The organism is Actinoplanes sp. HUAS TT8 (assembly GCF_051380535.1).
GTDB lineage: Bacteria > Actinomycetota > Actinomycetes > Mycobacteriales > Micromonosporaceae > Actinoplanes.
Window position 1 is genome coordinate 2,086,960 of sequence record NZ_CP195646.1, and the last position, 15,553, is coordinate 2,102,512.

The 15,553-nt window shown below is 70.9% G+C and carries 14 protein-coding genes; 11 read left to right on the forward strand and 3 right to left on the reverse strand.

What is annotated here, in order from left to right; all coding sequences use genetic code 11:
• A complete protein-coding gene (locus ACSHV8_RS09100) occupies positions 1-519 on the reverse strand; it encodes a TrmH family RNA methyltransferase (RefSeq protein ID WP_436531301.1) in 519 nt (172 codons plus the stop codon).
• A 133-nt stretch (positions 520-652) separates the two neighbouring features.
• Between ACSHV8_RS09100 and ACSHV8_RS09105 the strand changes: the two genes are divergently transcribed.
• Positions 653-2,287: a cation:proton antiporter gene (locus tag ACSHV8_RS09105; RefSeq protein WP_436531303.1), complete on the forward strand. Its 1,635-nt coding sequence runs from the start codon at positions 653-655 to the stop codon at positions 2,285-2,287.
• Here ACSHV8_RS09105 and ACSHV8_RS09110 read toward each other — a convergent pair.
• Positions 2,258-3,139 carry a LysR family transcriptional regulator gene (locus ACSHV8_RS09110; protein ID WP_436531305.1) on the reverse strand — a complete coding sequence of 294 codons (882 nt, stop codon included), beginning with the start codon at positions 3,137-3,139 and terminating at the stop codon, positions 2,258-2,260. The two genes, ACSHV8_RS09105 and ACSHV8_RS09110, sit on opposite strands and share 30 nt — an antisense overlap.
• Positions 3,140-3,208: 69 nt before the next feature.
• Between ACSHV8_RS09110 and ACSHV8_RS09115 the strand changes: the two genes are divergently transcribed.
• Together ACSHV8_RS09115 and ACSHV8_RS09120 are read left to right on the forward strand one after the other, a co-directional pair.
• Positions 3,209-4,102, forward strand: coding sequence for an EamA family transporter (locus ACSHV8_RS09115; RefSeq protein WP_436531306.1), 894 nt, complete (start codon positions 3,209-3,211; stop codon positions 4,100-4,102).
• A gap of 19 nt (positions 4,103-4,121) precedes the next feature.
• Entirely contained in the window at positions 4,122-5,102 is a 981-nt protein-coding gene (locus tag ACSHV8_RS09120; protein ID WP_436531307.1) for a phosphotransferase family protein, read from the forward strand.
• Positions 5,103-5,105: 3 nt separating this feature from the next.
• On the opposite strand, the gene ACSHV8_RS09125 is transcribed toward ACSHV8_RS09120, so the two are convergent.
• On the reverse strand, positions 5,106-5,777 hold the full coding sequence (locus tag ACSHV8_RS09125) for a hypothetical protein (protein WP_436531309.1): 672 nt from the start codon (positions 5,775-5,777) through the stop codon (positions 5,106-5,108).
• A gap of 127 nt (positions 5,778-5,904) precedes the next feature.
• Between ACSHV8_RS09125 and ACSHV8_RS09130 the strand changes: the two genes are divergently transcribed.
• The 8 genes from ACSHV8_RS09130 (at position 5,905) to ACSHV8_RS09165 (ending at position 15,552) form a co-directional block, all read left to right on the forward strand.
• Complete coding sequence (locus tag ACSHV8_RS09130; protein WP_436531311.1) at positions 5,905-6,411, forward strand: SigE family RNA polymerase sigma factor; 507 nt, start codon at positions 5,905-5,907, stop codon at positions 6,409-6,411.
• Positions 6,408-7,547 (forward strand): hypothetical protein, encoded by a 1,140-nt coding sequence (locus ACSHV8_RS09135; protein WP_436531312.1) that lies wholly within the window; start codon positions 6,408-6,410, stop codon positions 7,545-7,547. Before ACSHV8_RS09130 ends, ACSHV8_RS09135 begins: the two co-directional genes overlap by 4 nt.
• A 59-nt stretch (positions 7,548-7,606) precedes the next feature.
• Positions 7,607-8,347: a YqjF family protein gene (locus tag ACSHV8_RS09140; RefSeq protein WP_436531314.1), complete on the forward strand. Its 741-nt coding sequence runs from the start codon at positions 7,607-7,609 to the stop codon at positions 8,345-8,347.
• A gap of 114 nt (positions 8,348-8,461) precedes the next feature.
• Positions 8,462-9,094, forward strand: a complete 633-nt coding sequence (locus tag ACSHV8_RS09145) for a TetR/AcrR family transcriptional regulator (protein WP_436531316.1) — start codon at positions 8,462-8,464, stop codon at positions 9,092-9,094.
• Positions 9,095-9,213: 119 nt separating this feature from the next.
• Positions 9,214-10,959, forward strand: coding sequence for an acyclic terpene utilization AtuA family protein (locus tag ACSHV8_RS09150; RefSeq protein WP_436536733.1), 1,746 nt, complete (start codon positions 9,214-9,216; stop codon positions 10,957-10,959).
• Positions 10,956-12,530, forward strand: coding sequence for an acyl-CoA carboxylase subunit beta (locus ACSHV8_RS09155; protein WP_436531318.1), 1,575 nt, complete (start codon positions 10,956-10,958; stop codon positions 12,528-12,530). The genes ACSHV8_RS09150 and ACSHV8_RS09155 overlap by 4 nt, the downstream gene beginning before the upstream one ends.
• Positions 12,530-14,413, forward strand: coding sequence for an acetyl/propionyl/methylcrotonyl-CoA carboxylase subunit alpha (locus tag ACSHV8_RS09160; RefSeq protein WP_436531320.1), 1,884 nt, complete (start codon positions 12,530-12,532; stop codon positions 14,411-14,413). The genes ACSHV8_RS09155 and ACSHV8_RS09160 overlap by 1 nt, the downstream gene beginning before the upstream one ends.
• Entirely contained in the window at positions 14,410-15,552 is a 1,143-nt protein-coding gene (locus ACSHV8_RS09165) for an acyl-CoA dehydrogenase family protein (protein ID WP_436531321.1), read from the forward strand. The genes ACSHV8_RS09160 and ACSHV8_RS09165 overlap by 4 nt, the downstream gene beginning before the upstream one ends.
• The last annotated feature ends 1 nt before the right edge of the window (position 15,553 follow it).

Sequence of the window (15,553 nt, forward strand, 5' to 3'; positions counted from 1 at the left end):
CTACAGCAGGCCCGCGAGCCGGTACAACACCAGCGAACCGGCGACCGCGACGTTGAGACTCGACCCGGAGCCGACCATCGGGATCTCCACCGCGCCGTCGAGCAGGTCGAGCGCCTCCGGCGGGATGCCGGTGGCCTCGTGCCCGAGCACCACGATCGTCCGGCGCCGGGCCGGCTCCAGATCGGCGAGCCGGACCGCCTCGTCGGCCAGCTCCACGCCGAGCACGGCCGCACCCGAGCTCCGCTGCTCGGCCAGCCAGCGCAGCGGACTGCCGACCCGGTGCACGCAGGCCGGCTGCCGCAGCGTGTTGCCGCGCGCGAGGGCCTCGTCGACCCAGCCGAACGGCGGCACGGCCAGACAGGCGCCGACGGCGTCACAGGTGCGCAGCAGCGTGCCGAGGTTGGCGCCGTGCATCGGCCACAGGGGTGCCGCGACGAGATGACCCCAGCAGCGGTGCCGTCGCGGGCGCCGGGCGGACCGGATCTCCCGCGGGGTGCGGACCCGGATCGAGGCCGTCACCGGAGGGGAGGAGCAGAACTCCAGGATGCGAGGTTCATGAGGGGCGTGCTTCTCGGCGCACGCGGGCCATCGACGAGCGACAGATTCGCTGAAAAGAGTACCGGCCCGTCACCCGGGCCGCGAGGCTGGGCGGGTGACCGAGCTGCTCGTGGTGATCGTGAGCGCCCTCGCCGTGATCGCCGCCGCGACCGTGGTCGGGCCGCGGCTGGGGATCGCGTCGCCCCTGGTGCTGGTGGCGATCGGGGTCGGGGCGAGCTTCCTGCCGGTGTTCGGGTCGGTGCACATCGAGGCCGAATGGGTTCTTGAGGGTGTCCTGCCGCCGCTGCTGTACTCGTCGGCGGTGGCGATGCCGGCGATGAACTTCCGCCGCGAGTTCGGGGCCATCGGCGGGCTGTCGGTGCTGCTCGTGGTGGCCAGCGCGCTCGTACTCGGCGTGTTCTTCATGCTGGTCGTGCCCGGGCTCGGGTTCGCCTGGGGTGTCGCCCTGGGCGCGATCGTCAGCCCGACCGACGCGGTCGCCACCTCGATCATCAAGCAGATGGCGGTCTCCAAGCGGGTGGTGGCCCTGCTCGACGGGGAGAGCCTGCTCAACGACGCGACGGCGCTCGTCGTACTGGGGACCGCGACCGCGGCGTCGTTCTCGTTCTTCGCCGCGTCCGGCACGTTCGTGTACTCGGTGGTCGTCGCCACGGTGATCGGCTGGGCCGTGGGCCGGCTCAACCTGATGATCCGCAAGCCGGTGACCGACGCGACGGTGAACACCGTCATCTCGTTCACGGTGCCGTTCGTGGCGTCGATCCCGGCCACCGCGCTGGGCGCGTCCGGACTGGTCGCGGCCGTGGTCGCCGGGATCGTCACCGGGGTTCGGGCGCCCCGGGACCTGTCGGCCCGCAACCGCCTGTCGGACTCGCAGAACTGGCGCACGGTCGAACTCGTCCTGGAAGGTGCGGTGTTCCTGACCATGGGCGTGCAGATCAAGGGGATCGTGACCGACGTGCGCGACGATCACGGCGGGGTCGGCACGGCGGTGCTGATCGCGGCCGGCGCCCTGGTGCTGACCGTACTGGTCCGGGCCGCGTACGTCGGCCCGCTGCTCGGCGTGCTGGCCTGGCGCTCCCGGGTCAGCCTGAGCCACCAGCCGCGGATCCGGGAGTTCCAGGAGAAGCTGAGCACACCGGAGGGCAAGCGGGAGACGCTCGACCGGATGAGTTCGCGCGGCCGTCAGGTGTCCGAGCGCGACCTCGAACACTTCCACCTGCGGATAGTACGAGGGATCGCCACCACCGAATACTTCCTGCGCGAGCCGCTCGGGCCGCGCGAGGGCGTGGTCGTGGTGTGGGCCGGCATGCGCGGCGCGGTCACCGTGGCCGCGGCGCAGACCCTGAAGGAGGGCGCCACCCCGCACCGGTCGGTGCTGGTGCTGATCGCGTTCGGGGTCGCCGCGATGTCGCTGCTGGTGCAGGGCGGCACGATCGGGCCGCTGCTGAGGCTGATCGCGTCCAGGGCCGCCGAGCCGGCCGCCGAGCCGCCCGAGGACGAACAGGCCCGGATCTTCGAGCTGATGCGCGTGGCGACCGACGCGATCCCCCGACCGCCGGAGACCGACCAGGATCGGATGGCGTCGCGCTCCTACCGGCTCGACGTGCTCGCGGCCCAGCGCGCGGCCCTCCTGGATGCCCGCGACAACGGCACGTTCGACGCCGAGGTCCTGGAACGGGCCCTGGCCAACCTGGACGCGTCACAGATCGCCATCGAGATGCGCGGCTAGATTTCCGTACGCCTCGCGGCTGAGCCTCAGAAGATCGTCGAGTCCCTCCGGCGGATCGTCGCGCCACCAGGCCAGCCACACCGGGATCGGCGGAACCTGCCGCAGCATCCGGTACGCCACCCCGGGCCGCGGGTTCTGGTTCGCGGTCGCCTCCGACGTCACCCCGACCGCCTGGTTCGCGGCGATCAGAGTCAGCCACTCGTCCACCCCGGTGGTGCGCCGCACCGCGGCCGGCTGCGGCCCCGGATCCCACAGGTCGAGGGTGGTCGTGCCGGTCCGGACGTCGATCGCGACCGTGTAGCGCGACAGATCACCGATCCGCAGCGACCGCCGCCGGGCGAGGGGACTCTCGGTGGAGACCGCCGCATACCGTGCCTCGGTCCCGATCCCGGCCGACGCGAAACGCGGATCGTCGATCGGCTTGCGGATCACCGCGACGTCGGCGGCGCCCTCACTCAGACCGGCGGTCAGGCTGTTGATCTGCACGAACACCAGCGGGAGGCCCGGGCGCACGCCGGCCCAGGCCCGCTGCACGCGCCGGGTGTGCTTGCCCAGCGCGGCCCACGCGTACCCGACCCGCAGTTCGGTGCGGGACTGCTCGGCGATCCGGTGCAGGTGGGCGACCTCGTCGAGGATGCGACGGGCGCCGGCCAGCACCTGCGCCCCGGTTCCGGTGAGGCTGACGTGGCGGGTGGTGCGCTGCAGAAGCCGTACCCCCAAAATCTCCTCGCAAGCGGCAACCGATCGGGAGACGGCCGCCTGCGAGGTGTTCATCTCGGTCGCGGCATCGGTGAACGTGCCCGCATCGACCACCGCGACCAGCGCACGCAGGTGACGCAGCTGCAGATCCATACGGTCAGCGTATAAGTAGCGCGCGGTGGTTATTTCCCCCGCGGCGCCCCGGCAGGCTTCGATGAGGACATGACGGCACAACTGGAGGCGCCCGTGCGGCCCGCCCGCACCGGCGGCGGACTGGCCCGAGGCCTGGCGACGATGATGGCCGGCGCGGCCAGCAACCAGATCGGCGCGGCCGTCGGCGCGCACGCGTTCGCCAGTATCGGCCCGGCCGGCGTGGTCGCGGTCCGTCAGGTCGTCGCGGCCGCCGTGCTGCTGCCGGTCGGCCGCCCGCCGCTGCACCGGTTCCGCTGGCCGCAGTGGTGGCCGACGATCCTTCTCGGTCTCGTCTTCGCGATCATGAACCTGAGCCTGTACACCGCGATCGATCGGGTCGGGCTCGGCCTGGCCGTCACCCTGGAATTCCTCGGCCCGCTCGGCGTGGCCCTGGCCGGCTCGCGCACCCGCATCGACCTGATCTGCGCGGCCGGCGCCGGCATCGGCGTGTACGTGCTGGTCCTGCCGCACGGCGGCAGCGACTGGTTCGGCATCGGCTGCGGGGTGCTCGCGGCCGGCTGCTGGGCGTCCTACATCCTGCTGAACCGGCTGCTCGGCCGCCGCCTGCCCGGACTCCAGGCCCCGGCGGCCGCGACGACGGTTTCCGTGCTCCTCTACCTGCCGGTGCTGGCCTGGCTGATCACTTCCGGTCGGATGACGAGTGCGGGGCTGCTGTTCGCGGTCGGCGCCGGGGTGTTCAGCTCGGTCATCCCGTACGCGGTCGATCTGATCGCCCTGCGCCGCGTCCCCCCGCGCTTCTTCGGTGTCGTGATGAGCATCCACCCGGTCTTCGCCGCCCTGGCCGGCCTGATCCTGCTCGGTGAGGCGCTGCGCGCCCACGAGTGGCTCGGCATCCTGATAGTGGTCACCGTCAATGTTCTGGCGGTCACCAACGGCCAAAGAAGACTTTCCCGTACGGCGTGATCACCGTTACGTTGCTGCGATGGAGAGCATCACCAAGAACCGGCAGCCGATCGCGGTGCTGCGTGCGATGGTCGAGCGCGCCTACGGCCCCGGCGAGGTCCCGGACGGCGGCGACTGGTGCGACGAACTGGGACACGGCTGGTTCAACGTGGCCTACCGGATACGCCTGCGCTCCGGCCGCGCGGTCGTCCTCAAGATCGCCCCGCCGCCGCACGTCGAGGTGATGACCTACGAACGCGGCGCGATGGCGACCGAGCTGGCCGCGCTGCGCCTGGTCCGCGAGCACACCGGCGTGCCGGTGCCGGTCGTCGACTTCGCCGATCAGAGCCATGAGCTGTGCGACGCCGACTGGTTCTTCATGGAATACCTCGACGCCGACAACCTCGGCCTGCTCCGCGACAAGCACTCGCCGCCGGAACGGGCCGCCTTCAACGAGGCGCTCGGCGCCCTGAACCGTGCGCTGAACGAGGTTCGTGGCCCACACTTCGGACCGCTGACCGGCCCCGGCTTCCCGACCTGGCGCGCCGCCTTCACCGACATGATCGAGAGCGTCCTGCGCGACGGCGAGCGCCGCGACGTCGACCTCGGACACCCCTACGCGGCGGTGCGCGCGGTCATCGCGGCCCACGCGGACACCCTCGACGAGGTGACCGAGCCCCGGTTCGTCGAGTGGGACATGTGGGACAACAACGTCATGGTCCGCGACGGGAAGATCGTCGCGATCATCGACCACGAGCGCGCGTTCTACGGGGATCCGCTGATCGAAGCCGGTTTCACCGGCAGCGAGGTCTCCGCGTACGGCGACTCGTCCGCCTTCATCCGCGGCTACGGCCACGGCCCCACCACCGAGCCCGAACGAATCCGCCGCCGCCTGTACTGCCTCTACCTCGTCCTGATCATGACCATCGAGACGGCCTACCGAAACTTCCCCGGCACCGAGAACTACGACTGGGCCCGCGAACGCCTGAACGAGACGATGGCCCTCTTCGACCGCCGCTGACCGTCAGCCCCAGTCGGCCGGCGCTTCGACCAACTTGCAGCGGACCGCATCGAAGATCAGCGCCGCGTCGCCGAACGCGCTGCTCAGGTCGTCATACTCGTCGCTCAGATCGCTGTCCGGATCCAGACGGCCGATCAGGTCGGCCACCTCGTCGAGCCCGAGGTAGATCGCCGCCGCGACGAACACGGCGATCTGCTCGTCGGTGCAGTCGCTCACCACCCACTCGGCGCCGTTGGCCATCGCACCGTTGTGGTACCAGAGCAGGAACGCCAGATGCAGCAAGCCGACCGGTCCCTCCGCCCCCGCCACCCACGGCGTGATGCGGGAGGCCCGGTCGAACACCTCGCCGACGCGGTCGCGGTCGAGGTATTCGCCCGCGCCCCACCGCCAGTCCAGGGAATGCACCCACGGGTAGCCGGCCCGCGGCGCGCGCAGGATCTCCAGGCCCCGGGCGCGGGGCAGCAGGTTCGTCCCGGATTCGACGAGATGAAGACCCCGGCCGCCCGAACTCCCCTCGACCTGGCACTCGTCGGGGCCGCTGACCCAGACCCGGACGCCCTCGTGCTCGAAGACGGGCTTCGTGGCCGGGTCCACCGCGAAGTAGGTGCTCTCCAGATCGGCCGGATCGACGACGCGCTGTCGTTCGCGGGCCAGGTAGGTGCGCAGCCTGATCACGCCCCCAGTCTTCCGTAGCGCCGGTCGGGCGGGTCGCGGGCCCGCCGGGCCGGAAGACGGGCGAACCCGTCGGACATTTCTCGGGGACGATGTCATCAAACGGCGGGGGTGGAGGCGTTTTCCGGGCGTGACGTTCGAAGAGTTCGTATCCAGCCGCCTCGGGAACCTGGTGCGCTACGCGACAGTGGTCACCTGGGATCCGCATCTGGCCGAGGACATCACGCAGAACGTCCTGGTCCGGGCGCAGGCCCGGTGGGGGCGGATCGGCCGGATGGACGCGCCGGAGCTGTACGTCAAGCGCATGGTGGTCAACGAGTTCCTGTCGTGGCGGCGGCGCCGGGCCGCACAGTCGATCCCGGTCACCGCCGAGACCATGGACGGGTTCCTGCCGGCGGCGCCGGACGGTTCCGCGGAACGCGACGACCGGGACGCGATGCTGCGCCTGATCGCCACCCTGCCGCCCCGGCAGCGCGCGGTGATCGCCCTGCGCTTCTACGAGGACCTGGCGGTCGAGCAGATCGCCGAGATGCTCGGCTGTCGAACGGTCACTGTCCGTACCCATCTCTCTCGCGCGCTGGCCACCCTGCACCGGGCGTTGCCGGCCGCGCTCGTGACCGCCGGGGAGAAACCATGACGATCAACATCGAAGACCTTATCCGTACGGCCCAGGAACGCCAGGCCGAGCGAGCCGCCCCCGCCGACCGCATCCGCGCGGCGCTGCCCCAGCGTGCGGCCGTCGCCCGGCGTCGCCGCCGATACGGTGCGCTCGCCGCCACGGTGGCCGCCGCAGCCGTCACCGCCGCCGTGACCGTGCCCGCCCTGGCTTTGCGTGGCACCGGCCCGACCTTGACACCACCGACCGCGGCCGCCCCCACGATCAGTGCCGGCCCACCACTGACCGTCACCCAGACGGCGTCGCTGCCCGCGGAGATCTCCCTCGAATATCGGCCGACGTGGGTTCCGGCCGGCTACGGCGAGCGCGTCCGGCAGGCTGACACCGGGGAGCCCGGCATGTCGCCCGGACCGCGCCTGATGCGAGTGTGGAAGAAACAGCTCGATGCCGGCGAGCCCTGGATAGGAGCGTCGATCACGCTCTATGTCCGCCCGCGGGTAGCGGATCTTGCCCGAGGGGTGATGGACACCTCTGGTCAGAAGGTCGACATCAACGGCGTCGACGGTTGGTTCTCGCCGTCCCGGGGCGACGGCACGTCGTCGCTCAACTGGGAGGCCGCTGACCACACGGTTCTGATGATCTCCACGAGTCAGGTCGAGATCGACAAGGCGGATCTGTTGCGGATGGCCCGCTCGGTGCGTCCCGATCCGGCGATCTTCACGGTTCCGGTGCGGCTTCGCTGGCTGCCCGACGGCATGGTGACGGCGGGAGCCACGGTCAGCGGGCCGAGCGCGGGCGTTTGGCGAGCCTCGATCAACGCGGCCCGGCGGGAGGTGAGCTCGCCGACGGTCGGCCAGGACGAACAGGGAGAGCCGGTGCAGGGGACGGGGGTGGCGGACACCGCCTCGATCTTCGTGGTGGTCGGCACCACCACCGACGCTCCGTCCGGCGGCGAGAAGCTCACCATCGGTGGTCGCCCGGCCCGACACCCGGTCAACACCAATCCCGGTGCGAAGGACTTCGTCTACCTGGTGGTCGATCTCGGGCACGGCCGCCTGATGACCCTGACCGGTCTCGGCGCCGCCTTCGACGACCTCGTCAAGGTGGCCGAGCAGGCGCAGATCACGCCGGTCGGGCTGGACTGGCTCGATCATTGATTACGGGCGGGCGGCGGCATCGACGAGTGGCGCGGGCGTCCGTGCGGCAATCTTGAAGGGTGGATGTCGAAGAGGTAACCGCGGAGACGGTACGGCCGGTGGCCCGCGCCGTGCTCGGGCAGCGCTGGACCGACCTGGCCTTCCTGCACTGGCCGGTCGCCCCGGAGCGGGTCGCCCCGCTGCTGCCGCCGGGTACGGTTCCGGACACGATCGACGGTGTCACGTACGCCGGGGTGATCGGTTTCCGGATGGAGCGTTTCGGTTTCCTGGGTGGCCCCGGCGTGCCGTACCTCGGAACGTTCTGCGAAACGAACGTGCGCCTCTACAGCGTCGACGCGCAGGGCCGCCGAGCTGTGGTTTTCCGCTCGTTGGAGGCCGAGCGCCTGATCCCGGTCCTGGTCGCGCGGGCCGCGTTGAATCTGCCGTACATGTGGGCCCGGATGCGCCTGACCCGCACCGGCGACGAGTTCGCGTATGTCTCGCGGCGCCGCTGGCCGGGCCCGCGGACCGCGACGAACCGGATGCGCATCCGCGTGGGTGACCCGATCGCCGAGCCGACCCCGCTGGAGCATTTCGTCACGGCCCGCTGGGGTTTGCACACGCGCGCCTGGGGTCGCACCCGCCACCTGGCCAACGACCATCCGCGCTGGCCGTTGCACCGTGCTGAGCTGCTGGAACTCGACGATTCGCTGCTGGCCGAGGCCGGTTTGCCGGGTATCACCGCCGCGCCGGTCAGCGTCCTCTACTCGCCCGGCGTCCCGGTGATCTTCGGCCCGTTCAACGCCGCCGCGCCGGCGTGACAGAGACAGGCCAGGGTCGCGCCGACGTAACAGGGACAGGCGAGGGTCGCGCCGGCATGACAGCGGTGAGCGAGGATCCGGCGGCGTAACAGAGGCGAGCGAGGATGTAGAACCATGGGCCGATCACGAACCAATCCGGCGCCGACCGCGCCGGTCACCGCGCGGGGCCGGCGGACCAGGGATGCGCTGCTCGCGGCCGGCCGGGAGCTGCTGGAGACGCGCGGCTGGGCCGGTTTCACGCCGGAGCTGGTGGCGCAGGCGGCCGGGGTGTCCTACGGGACGTTCTACACGTACTTCGAGTCCAAGGACGACCTGCTCCGCACGATCGTCCGCACGGTCGCCGATCAGATGTTCACCGAGAGCCTGGTGGCGCCGGAGACGGCCGACGACCCGTACGTCCGGATCGTCGAATCGAATCGCGGATATCTGCGCGCCTGGCGCAACGCGTCGCGCGTGCTCCGGCTGGTCGAGCAGGGCGCCGACGAGGACGACACGCTGCGAAAACTTCTGCTGGAGGTGCGGGAGCTCTACGTGCATCGGGGCGCCGAGGGTCTGCGCCGTCTGCAGGAGGCCGGGCTGGCCAACCGTGATCTGGACCCGCGGATGACCGCGATCGTGCTGGGCGCGATGGTCGAGCAGATGGCCCACGTCATCTATTCCCTGCGTGAGCCGCTCGACGAGGACGACGTGGTCAATCACATGTCGACGCTGTGGGCGGCGGCGATCGGGCTCCGCGCGCATCCTTGACAATTTTGTCAGATTGCCTACGGTGACCGTGTCCACAGGTGTGCGGGAAGGGGCTGGCGTAGGTGCGAACGATCCGCGTCGGCAACTGCTCGGGCTTCTACGGCGACCGGTTCTCGGCGATGCGCGAGATGCTCGAAGGTGGTCCGCTGGACTATCTGACCGGCGACTACCTGGCCGAGCTGACCATGCTCATTCTCGGTCGCGATCGGCAGAAAAACCCCGATCTCGGGTACGCCCGGACGTTCCTCCGCCAGCTCGCGGACTGCCTGGACCTCATCAAATCGCGAAATGTCCGGATCGTGAGCAACGCGGGCGGGCTCCATCCGGCCGGCCTGGCCGCGGCCATCCGGGCCCTCGACCCGACGCTCGCCGTCGCGCACGTCGAGGGTGACGACCTGGGAAAGAGCCGGCCCGGTGCGCTGACCGCCAACGCCTACCTGGGCGCGTTCGGCATCGCCGAGGCGATCCGATCCGGCGCGCAGATCGTCGTCACCGGCCGGGTCACCGACGCCTCGCTCACCCTCGGCCCGGCCATCGCCGAGTTCGGCTGGACCCGCGACGACCTGGACGAACTCGCCGCCGGGATCGCCGCCGGGCACGTCCTGGAGTGCGGCACGCAGGCCACCGGCGGCAACTTCAGCGGTTTCACCACGATCGATATCGGTCAGCCGCTGGGCTTCCCGATCGCCCAGATCAGCGCCGGCGGCACGGTCGTGATCACCAAGCATCCGCATACCGGCGGCGCCGTCACCGTCGACACGGTCACCGCCCAGCTGGTCTACGAGATCGACAGCCCGCGATACCTCAACCCGGACGTCACCACCCGCCTCGACACGGTCCAGCTCGTTCAGGAAGACAAGGACCAGGTCAAACTATTCGGTGTACGTGGTGAGCACCCGCCCGCCACCACCAAGGTCGGCATCAACCGCCTGGGTGGACACCGCAACACCGTGACGTTCGTCCTGACCGGCCTCGACATCGAGGAGAAAGCCGCCTGGACCCGTCGTCAGCTCGAAGCCGCGCTCCGGCAGCGCCCGGCCGAGCTGACCTGGGACCTGGTCCGCACCGACCGCACCGACCCGGTCACCCAGGCCGAGGCGTCCGCGCTGCTCCGTTGCACCGTCAAGGACCCCGACCCGGCCGTGGTCGGTCGCGCGTTCAGCAGCGCCGCGGTCGAGCTGGCCCTCGCGTCCTACCCGGGTTTCCACGTCACCGCCCCGCCGTCCGACGCCACCCCGTTCGGCGTGTTCGAGGCCGCCTACCTCCCGCAGTCCGAGGTCCCGCACGTCGTCGTCCGGCCCGACGGCACCCGGGCCGACATCGCACCTCCACCCGAGGCGTCCGCGCCCCCACCTGACGGCCCCACCCCCGGGCCGGCAGCGCGCGGCGACACCCCGGCTGGTCCTCACGGGTCGATCCACCCCCCGGAGACACCCCTGAGGACCAGCCGGGACCGCGAGCTCCCGGCTGGTGCTCACGGTCGTTCCGAGGGGCCGGACACGACCGTGAGTGCCAGCCGGAGCCGGGTGCCGCTGGGGCGGCTCGTCCATGCGCGCTCGGGGGACAAGGGTGGCGCGGCCAACGTCGGCGTGTGGGTTCCGGCGGGGCATTCGCGCAGGTGGGATGCCTATCAGTGGCTGGCCGGGTGGCTGGATGCCGACCGGGTGCGGGAGCTGCTGCCCGAGGCCGCGGAGCTCGACGTGCGCGTGTACGCGCTGCCCAACCTGTTCGCGCTGAACATCGTCATCGACGGCCTGCTCGGCGACGGGGTCGCCGCGTCCACCCGTTCCGACCCCCAGGCCAAGGCCGTGGGGGAGTGGCTGCGCGCCCGGAACGCCGACATCCCGACGGAGCTACTCGCATGAACCTGCCACCGACGTACGAGCAAAATCGGACAGCGATGCTGGAGCGCGTCGCCGACCTGGACCGGCAGCATGCCGTCGCCCTCGCCGGAGGCGGGGCCAAGAGCGTCGAGCGTCATCACCGGCGGGGCAAGCTGACCGCACGGGAGCGGATCGAGCTGCTGATCGACGACGACTCGCCGTTCCTGGAGCTCAGCACCCTGGCCGGCTGGGGCACGGACTTCACCGTCGGCGGTTCGGTGGTCACCGGGGTCGGCGTGGTCGAGGGCGTCGAATGCATGATCATCGCCAACGATCCGACCGTGCGGGGCGGCTCCAGCAACCCGGTGACGCTGAGGAAGAGCTTCCGGGCCGCGCAGATCGCCGCCGAGAACCGGCTGCCGACGATCAACCTGGTCGAGTCCGGCGGGGCCGACCTGCCGACCCAGAAGGACATCTTCATCCCCGGTGGCCAGCACTTCCGGGGCATCACCGAGGCCAGCGCCGATCGGCGGCCGACGATCGCGCTGGTCTTCGGGAACTCGACCGCGGGCGGCGCCTACGTGCCCGGCATGAGCGACTACGTGGTGATGGTCGACGGCGGCGCGAAGGTCTTCCTCGGCGGCCCGCCCCTGGTCAAGATGGCCACCGGTGAGGAGTCGGACGACGAGTCGCTGGGCGGGGCGCAGATGCACGCGCGGACGTCGGGGCTGGCCGACTACCTCGCGGTGGACGAGGCCGACGCGATCAGAATCGGACGCCAGATCGTACGTCGATTGAATTGGCGCAAGCTCGGCCCGGCACCGGGTCACACCTATGACGAGCCGTCCCGGGACCCGGAGGAACTGCTCGGGATCGTGCCGACCGACCTGAAGATCCCGTTCGACCCGCGGGACGTGATCGGGCGGATCGTCGACGGCAGCGAGTTCGACGAGTTCAAGCCGCTCTACGGGACGAGCCTGGTCACCGGGTGGGCCCGGCTGCACGGCTACCCGATCGGGATCCTGGCCAACGCGCAGGGCGTGCTGTTCAGCGCCGAGGCGCAGAAGGCGGCCCAGTTCATCCAGCTCGCCAACCAGGCCGACACGCCGTTGCTGTTCCTGCACAACACGACCGGTTACATGGTCGGCAAGGAGTACGAGCAGGGCGGGATCATCAAGCACGGCGCTCAGATGATCAACGCGGTGTCCAACTCGAAGGTTCCGCACCTGTCGGTGGTGATGGGCGCGTCCTACGGCGCCGGGAACTACGGGATGAGCGGACGCGCCTATGATCCGCGGTTCATGTTCAGCTGGGTCGGCGCCAAGTCCGCCGTGATGGGCCCGGCGCAGCTGGCCGGCGTGGTGTCGATCGTGTCCCGGCAGGCCGCGGCCGCGACCGGACGCCCGTACGACGAGGAGGCCGACCGGAAGACGCGGGCGGCGATCGAGGCGCAGATCGAACGGGAGTCCCTGGCCTATTTCACGTCCGGGATGCTCTACGACGACGGGGTCATCGACCCGCGCGACACCCGGACGGTGCTCGGGATCTGCCTGTCCGTCATTCATAACGCGCCTGTTCAGGGCGCCCGTGGCTACGGGGTGTTCCGGCTGTGATGATCCGCAAGCTCCTGGTCGCCAACCGCGGCGAGATCGCCCGCCGCATCTTCCGGACATGTCGGATGCTCGGCATTGAGACCGTCGCCGTTTATGCAGAAAAATCGGACTTGCACCCGGCGGAAGCCGATGTCGCCGTCGTGATCGACTCCTTCCTGAACGCGGAGCAGATAGTCGAGGCGGCGCGGAAGGCCGGAGCGGACGCGGTCCACCCCGGCTACGGTTTCCTGTCCGAGAACGCCCAGTTCGCCCGGGCGGTCGAAGCGGCCGGCCTGATCTGGATCGGCCCCGCGCCGGACGCGATCGAGGCGATGGGCGACAAGATCCGCGCCAAGAAGCTGGTCGCCGCCGCGGGCGTTCCGGTGCTCGACGGGGACGAGACGTTCCCGCTGCTCATCAAGGCCGCGGCCGGCGGCGGCGGGCGTGGCATGCGGGTCGTCACCGAGCCCGGAGCACTGCGGTCCGAGCTGGCGGCGGCGTCGGCCGAGGCGCAGTCGGCGTTCGGCGACGGGACCGTCTTCACCGAGCCGTACCTGCCGCAGGCCCGGCACATCGAGGTGCAGGTGCTCGGTGACCAGCGCGGACGGATCTGGGTGGTCGGCGACCGGGACTGCTCGATCCAGCGCCGGCACCAGAAGATCGTCGAGGAGGCGCCGGCGTTCCTGCTCGGCGAGCCGACCCGGGAGGCGCTGCACCGGTACGCCCGCGCGGCCGCCGAAGCGGTCGACTACCAGGGCGCGGGCACGGTCGAGTTCCTGGTCGACGGCGAGCGGATCTTCTTCCTGGAGATGAACACCCGCCTGCAGGTCGAACACCCGGTCACCGAGGCCGTGACCGGTCTTGACCTGGTCGCCTGGCAGATCGCCATCGCCGAGGGCCGCGAACTGCCGTCGGCGCCGCCGGAGCCGAGCGGGCACGCGATCGAGGTGCGGCTCTACGCCGAGGACCCGGCCAACGGGTTCGCGCCGCAGACCGGGCGGCTGCGCGCGTTCGACTTCGGCGCCCCCGGCATCCGGGTCGACTCCGGGGTCGAGGCAGGCAGCGAGGTCGGTGTCCGCTACGACGCCATGCTTTCCAAGATCATTGCGTACGGGGATGACCGCGCCTCGGCGATCCGCCTGCTCAGCGACGCGCTGCGCCGCGGTGTGCTCCACGGCGTCGGGACGAACCTGGCGCTGCTGCGGGCCATCCTGGGCGACGACGACTTCGTGGCCGGCCGGGTCGACACCGCTCTGCTGGACCGCCGGATCGCCGTGTGGACGAGCGCGGGGGAGGACCACGCGGTTCGCAAGGCCGCGCTGGCGGCAGCGGTGGGATCGGCGGTACGGGCGGCGACGTCCGGGAACGTCCAGGCCCGGATCCCGGTGGCGTGGCGGAACGTGCCGAGCCAGGAGCGGGTGCGGACGTACCGGCACGGCGGCCTCGAATACGCGGTGACCTATGCGGCGCGGGGCGGGCGGCTGGAGTCGTCGTGGCTGCCCGGGGTGCGCGTCGAGTCGGTGTCCGCCGCCGGGCCGGTCGTCCTCGACGATCACGGCGTGCGGGAGACCTACCGGGTGACGGTCGTCGACGGCGGGGTGGACGTGCACGGGCCGGCCGGGGCGTTCGACCTGCACGACGTACCCAAGTTCGCTGATCCCGCCGCCGACCTGGCCGCCGGATCGCTGCTGGCGTCCATGCCGGGCCTGATCGTCGCGCTGCACGTGGCCGAAGGTGATCAGGTCGAGGCCGGCGCCCCGATCGTCGTCCTGGAAGCCATGAAGATGCAGCAGACCCTGACCGCGCCGGCCGACGGCGTCGTCTCCGCGCTCGCCGCCGAGGTCGGCCGGCAGGTCGCGGCCGGCGAGGTACTGGCAGTGATCGACTCCGGGGAGAAGAAGTGACAGGGTTCGTCGAGTCCGAGGAACGCCGGGAGCTGCGCGAAGCCGTGGCCCGGCTGGGACAGAAGTACGGCGAGGAGTACTTCTACGCCGCCGCCCGCGAGGGCCGCAAGACCACCGAGCTGTGGCAGGAGGCCGCCGCGCTCGGCTACCTCGGTGTGTCCATCCCGGAGGAGTACGGCGGTGGCGGCGGCGAGATCGGCGACCTGGCCGCCGTCCTGGAAGAGCTGGCCACCGCCGGGTGTCCGCTCCTGCTCATGGTCGTGTCGCCGGCCATCGTCGGCACGGTGATCGCCCAGTTCGGCACGCCCGAACAGAAGCAGCGCTGGCTGCCCGGGCTGGCGAGCGGCACCGCGACGTACGTCTTCGGGATCACCGAGCCCGACGCCGGTTCGAACACGCACCAGATCGCCACCCAGGCCCGGCGGGACGGCGACGACTGGGTGCTGAACGGTCAGAAGACGTACATCAGCGGGGTTGATGAATCTTCTTATGTCCTGGTCGTGGCCCGGGTCGGCAAGCGGCCGTCACTGTTCATGGTGCCGACCGACGCGCCCGGCTTCACCCACCGCAAGATCGACATGGGGCTGGTCGCCCCGGAGGACCAGTTCACGCTCTTCCTGGACGACGTGCGGCTGCCCGCGGACGCGCTCATCGGCAGCGAGGAGGCCGGTTTCGATCAGCTCTTCGCCGGCCTCAACCCGGAGCGGATCATGGCGGCGTCGTCGGCGACCGGGATGGCCCGCTGGGCGCTGCGCAAAGCCGTCACCTACGCCGGCGAGCGCTCGGTGTGGGGCGTGCCGATCGGTGCCCACCAGGCGATCAGCCACCCCCTGGCCAAGCTGCACGTGGAGATCGAGGCGGCCCGGCTGCTCACCCAGAAAGCCGCCGCGCTGCACGCCGCGGGCGAACTGAAAGCGGCCGGCGAGGCCGCCAACATGGCCAAGTACGCGGCCGGCGAAGCCGTCTGCGCCGCCGTCGACCAGGCCATCCAGACCCACGGCGGCAACGGGCTGGCCAACGAGTACGGGCTGGTCCAGGCCCTGGCCACGGCCCGGTTGACGCGGATGGCGCCGGTCAGCCGGGAGATGGCCCTCAACTTCGTGGCCCAGTTCTCGCTGGGGCTGCCCCGGTCGTACTGAA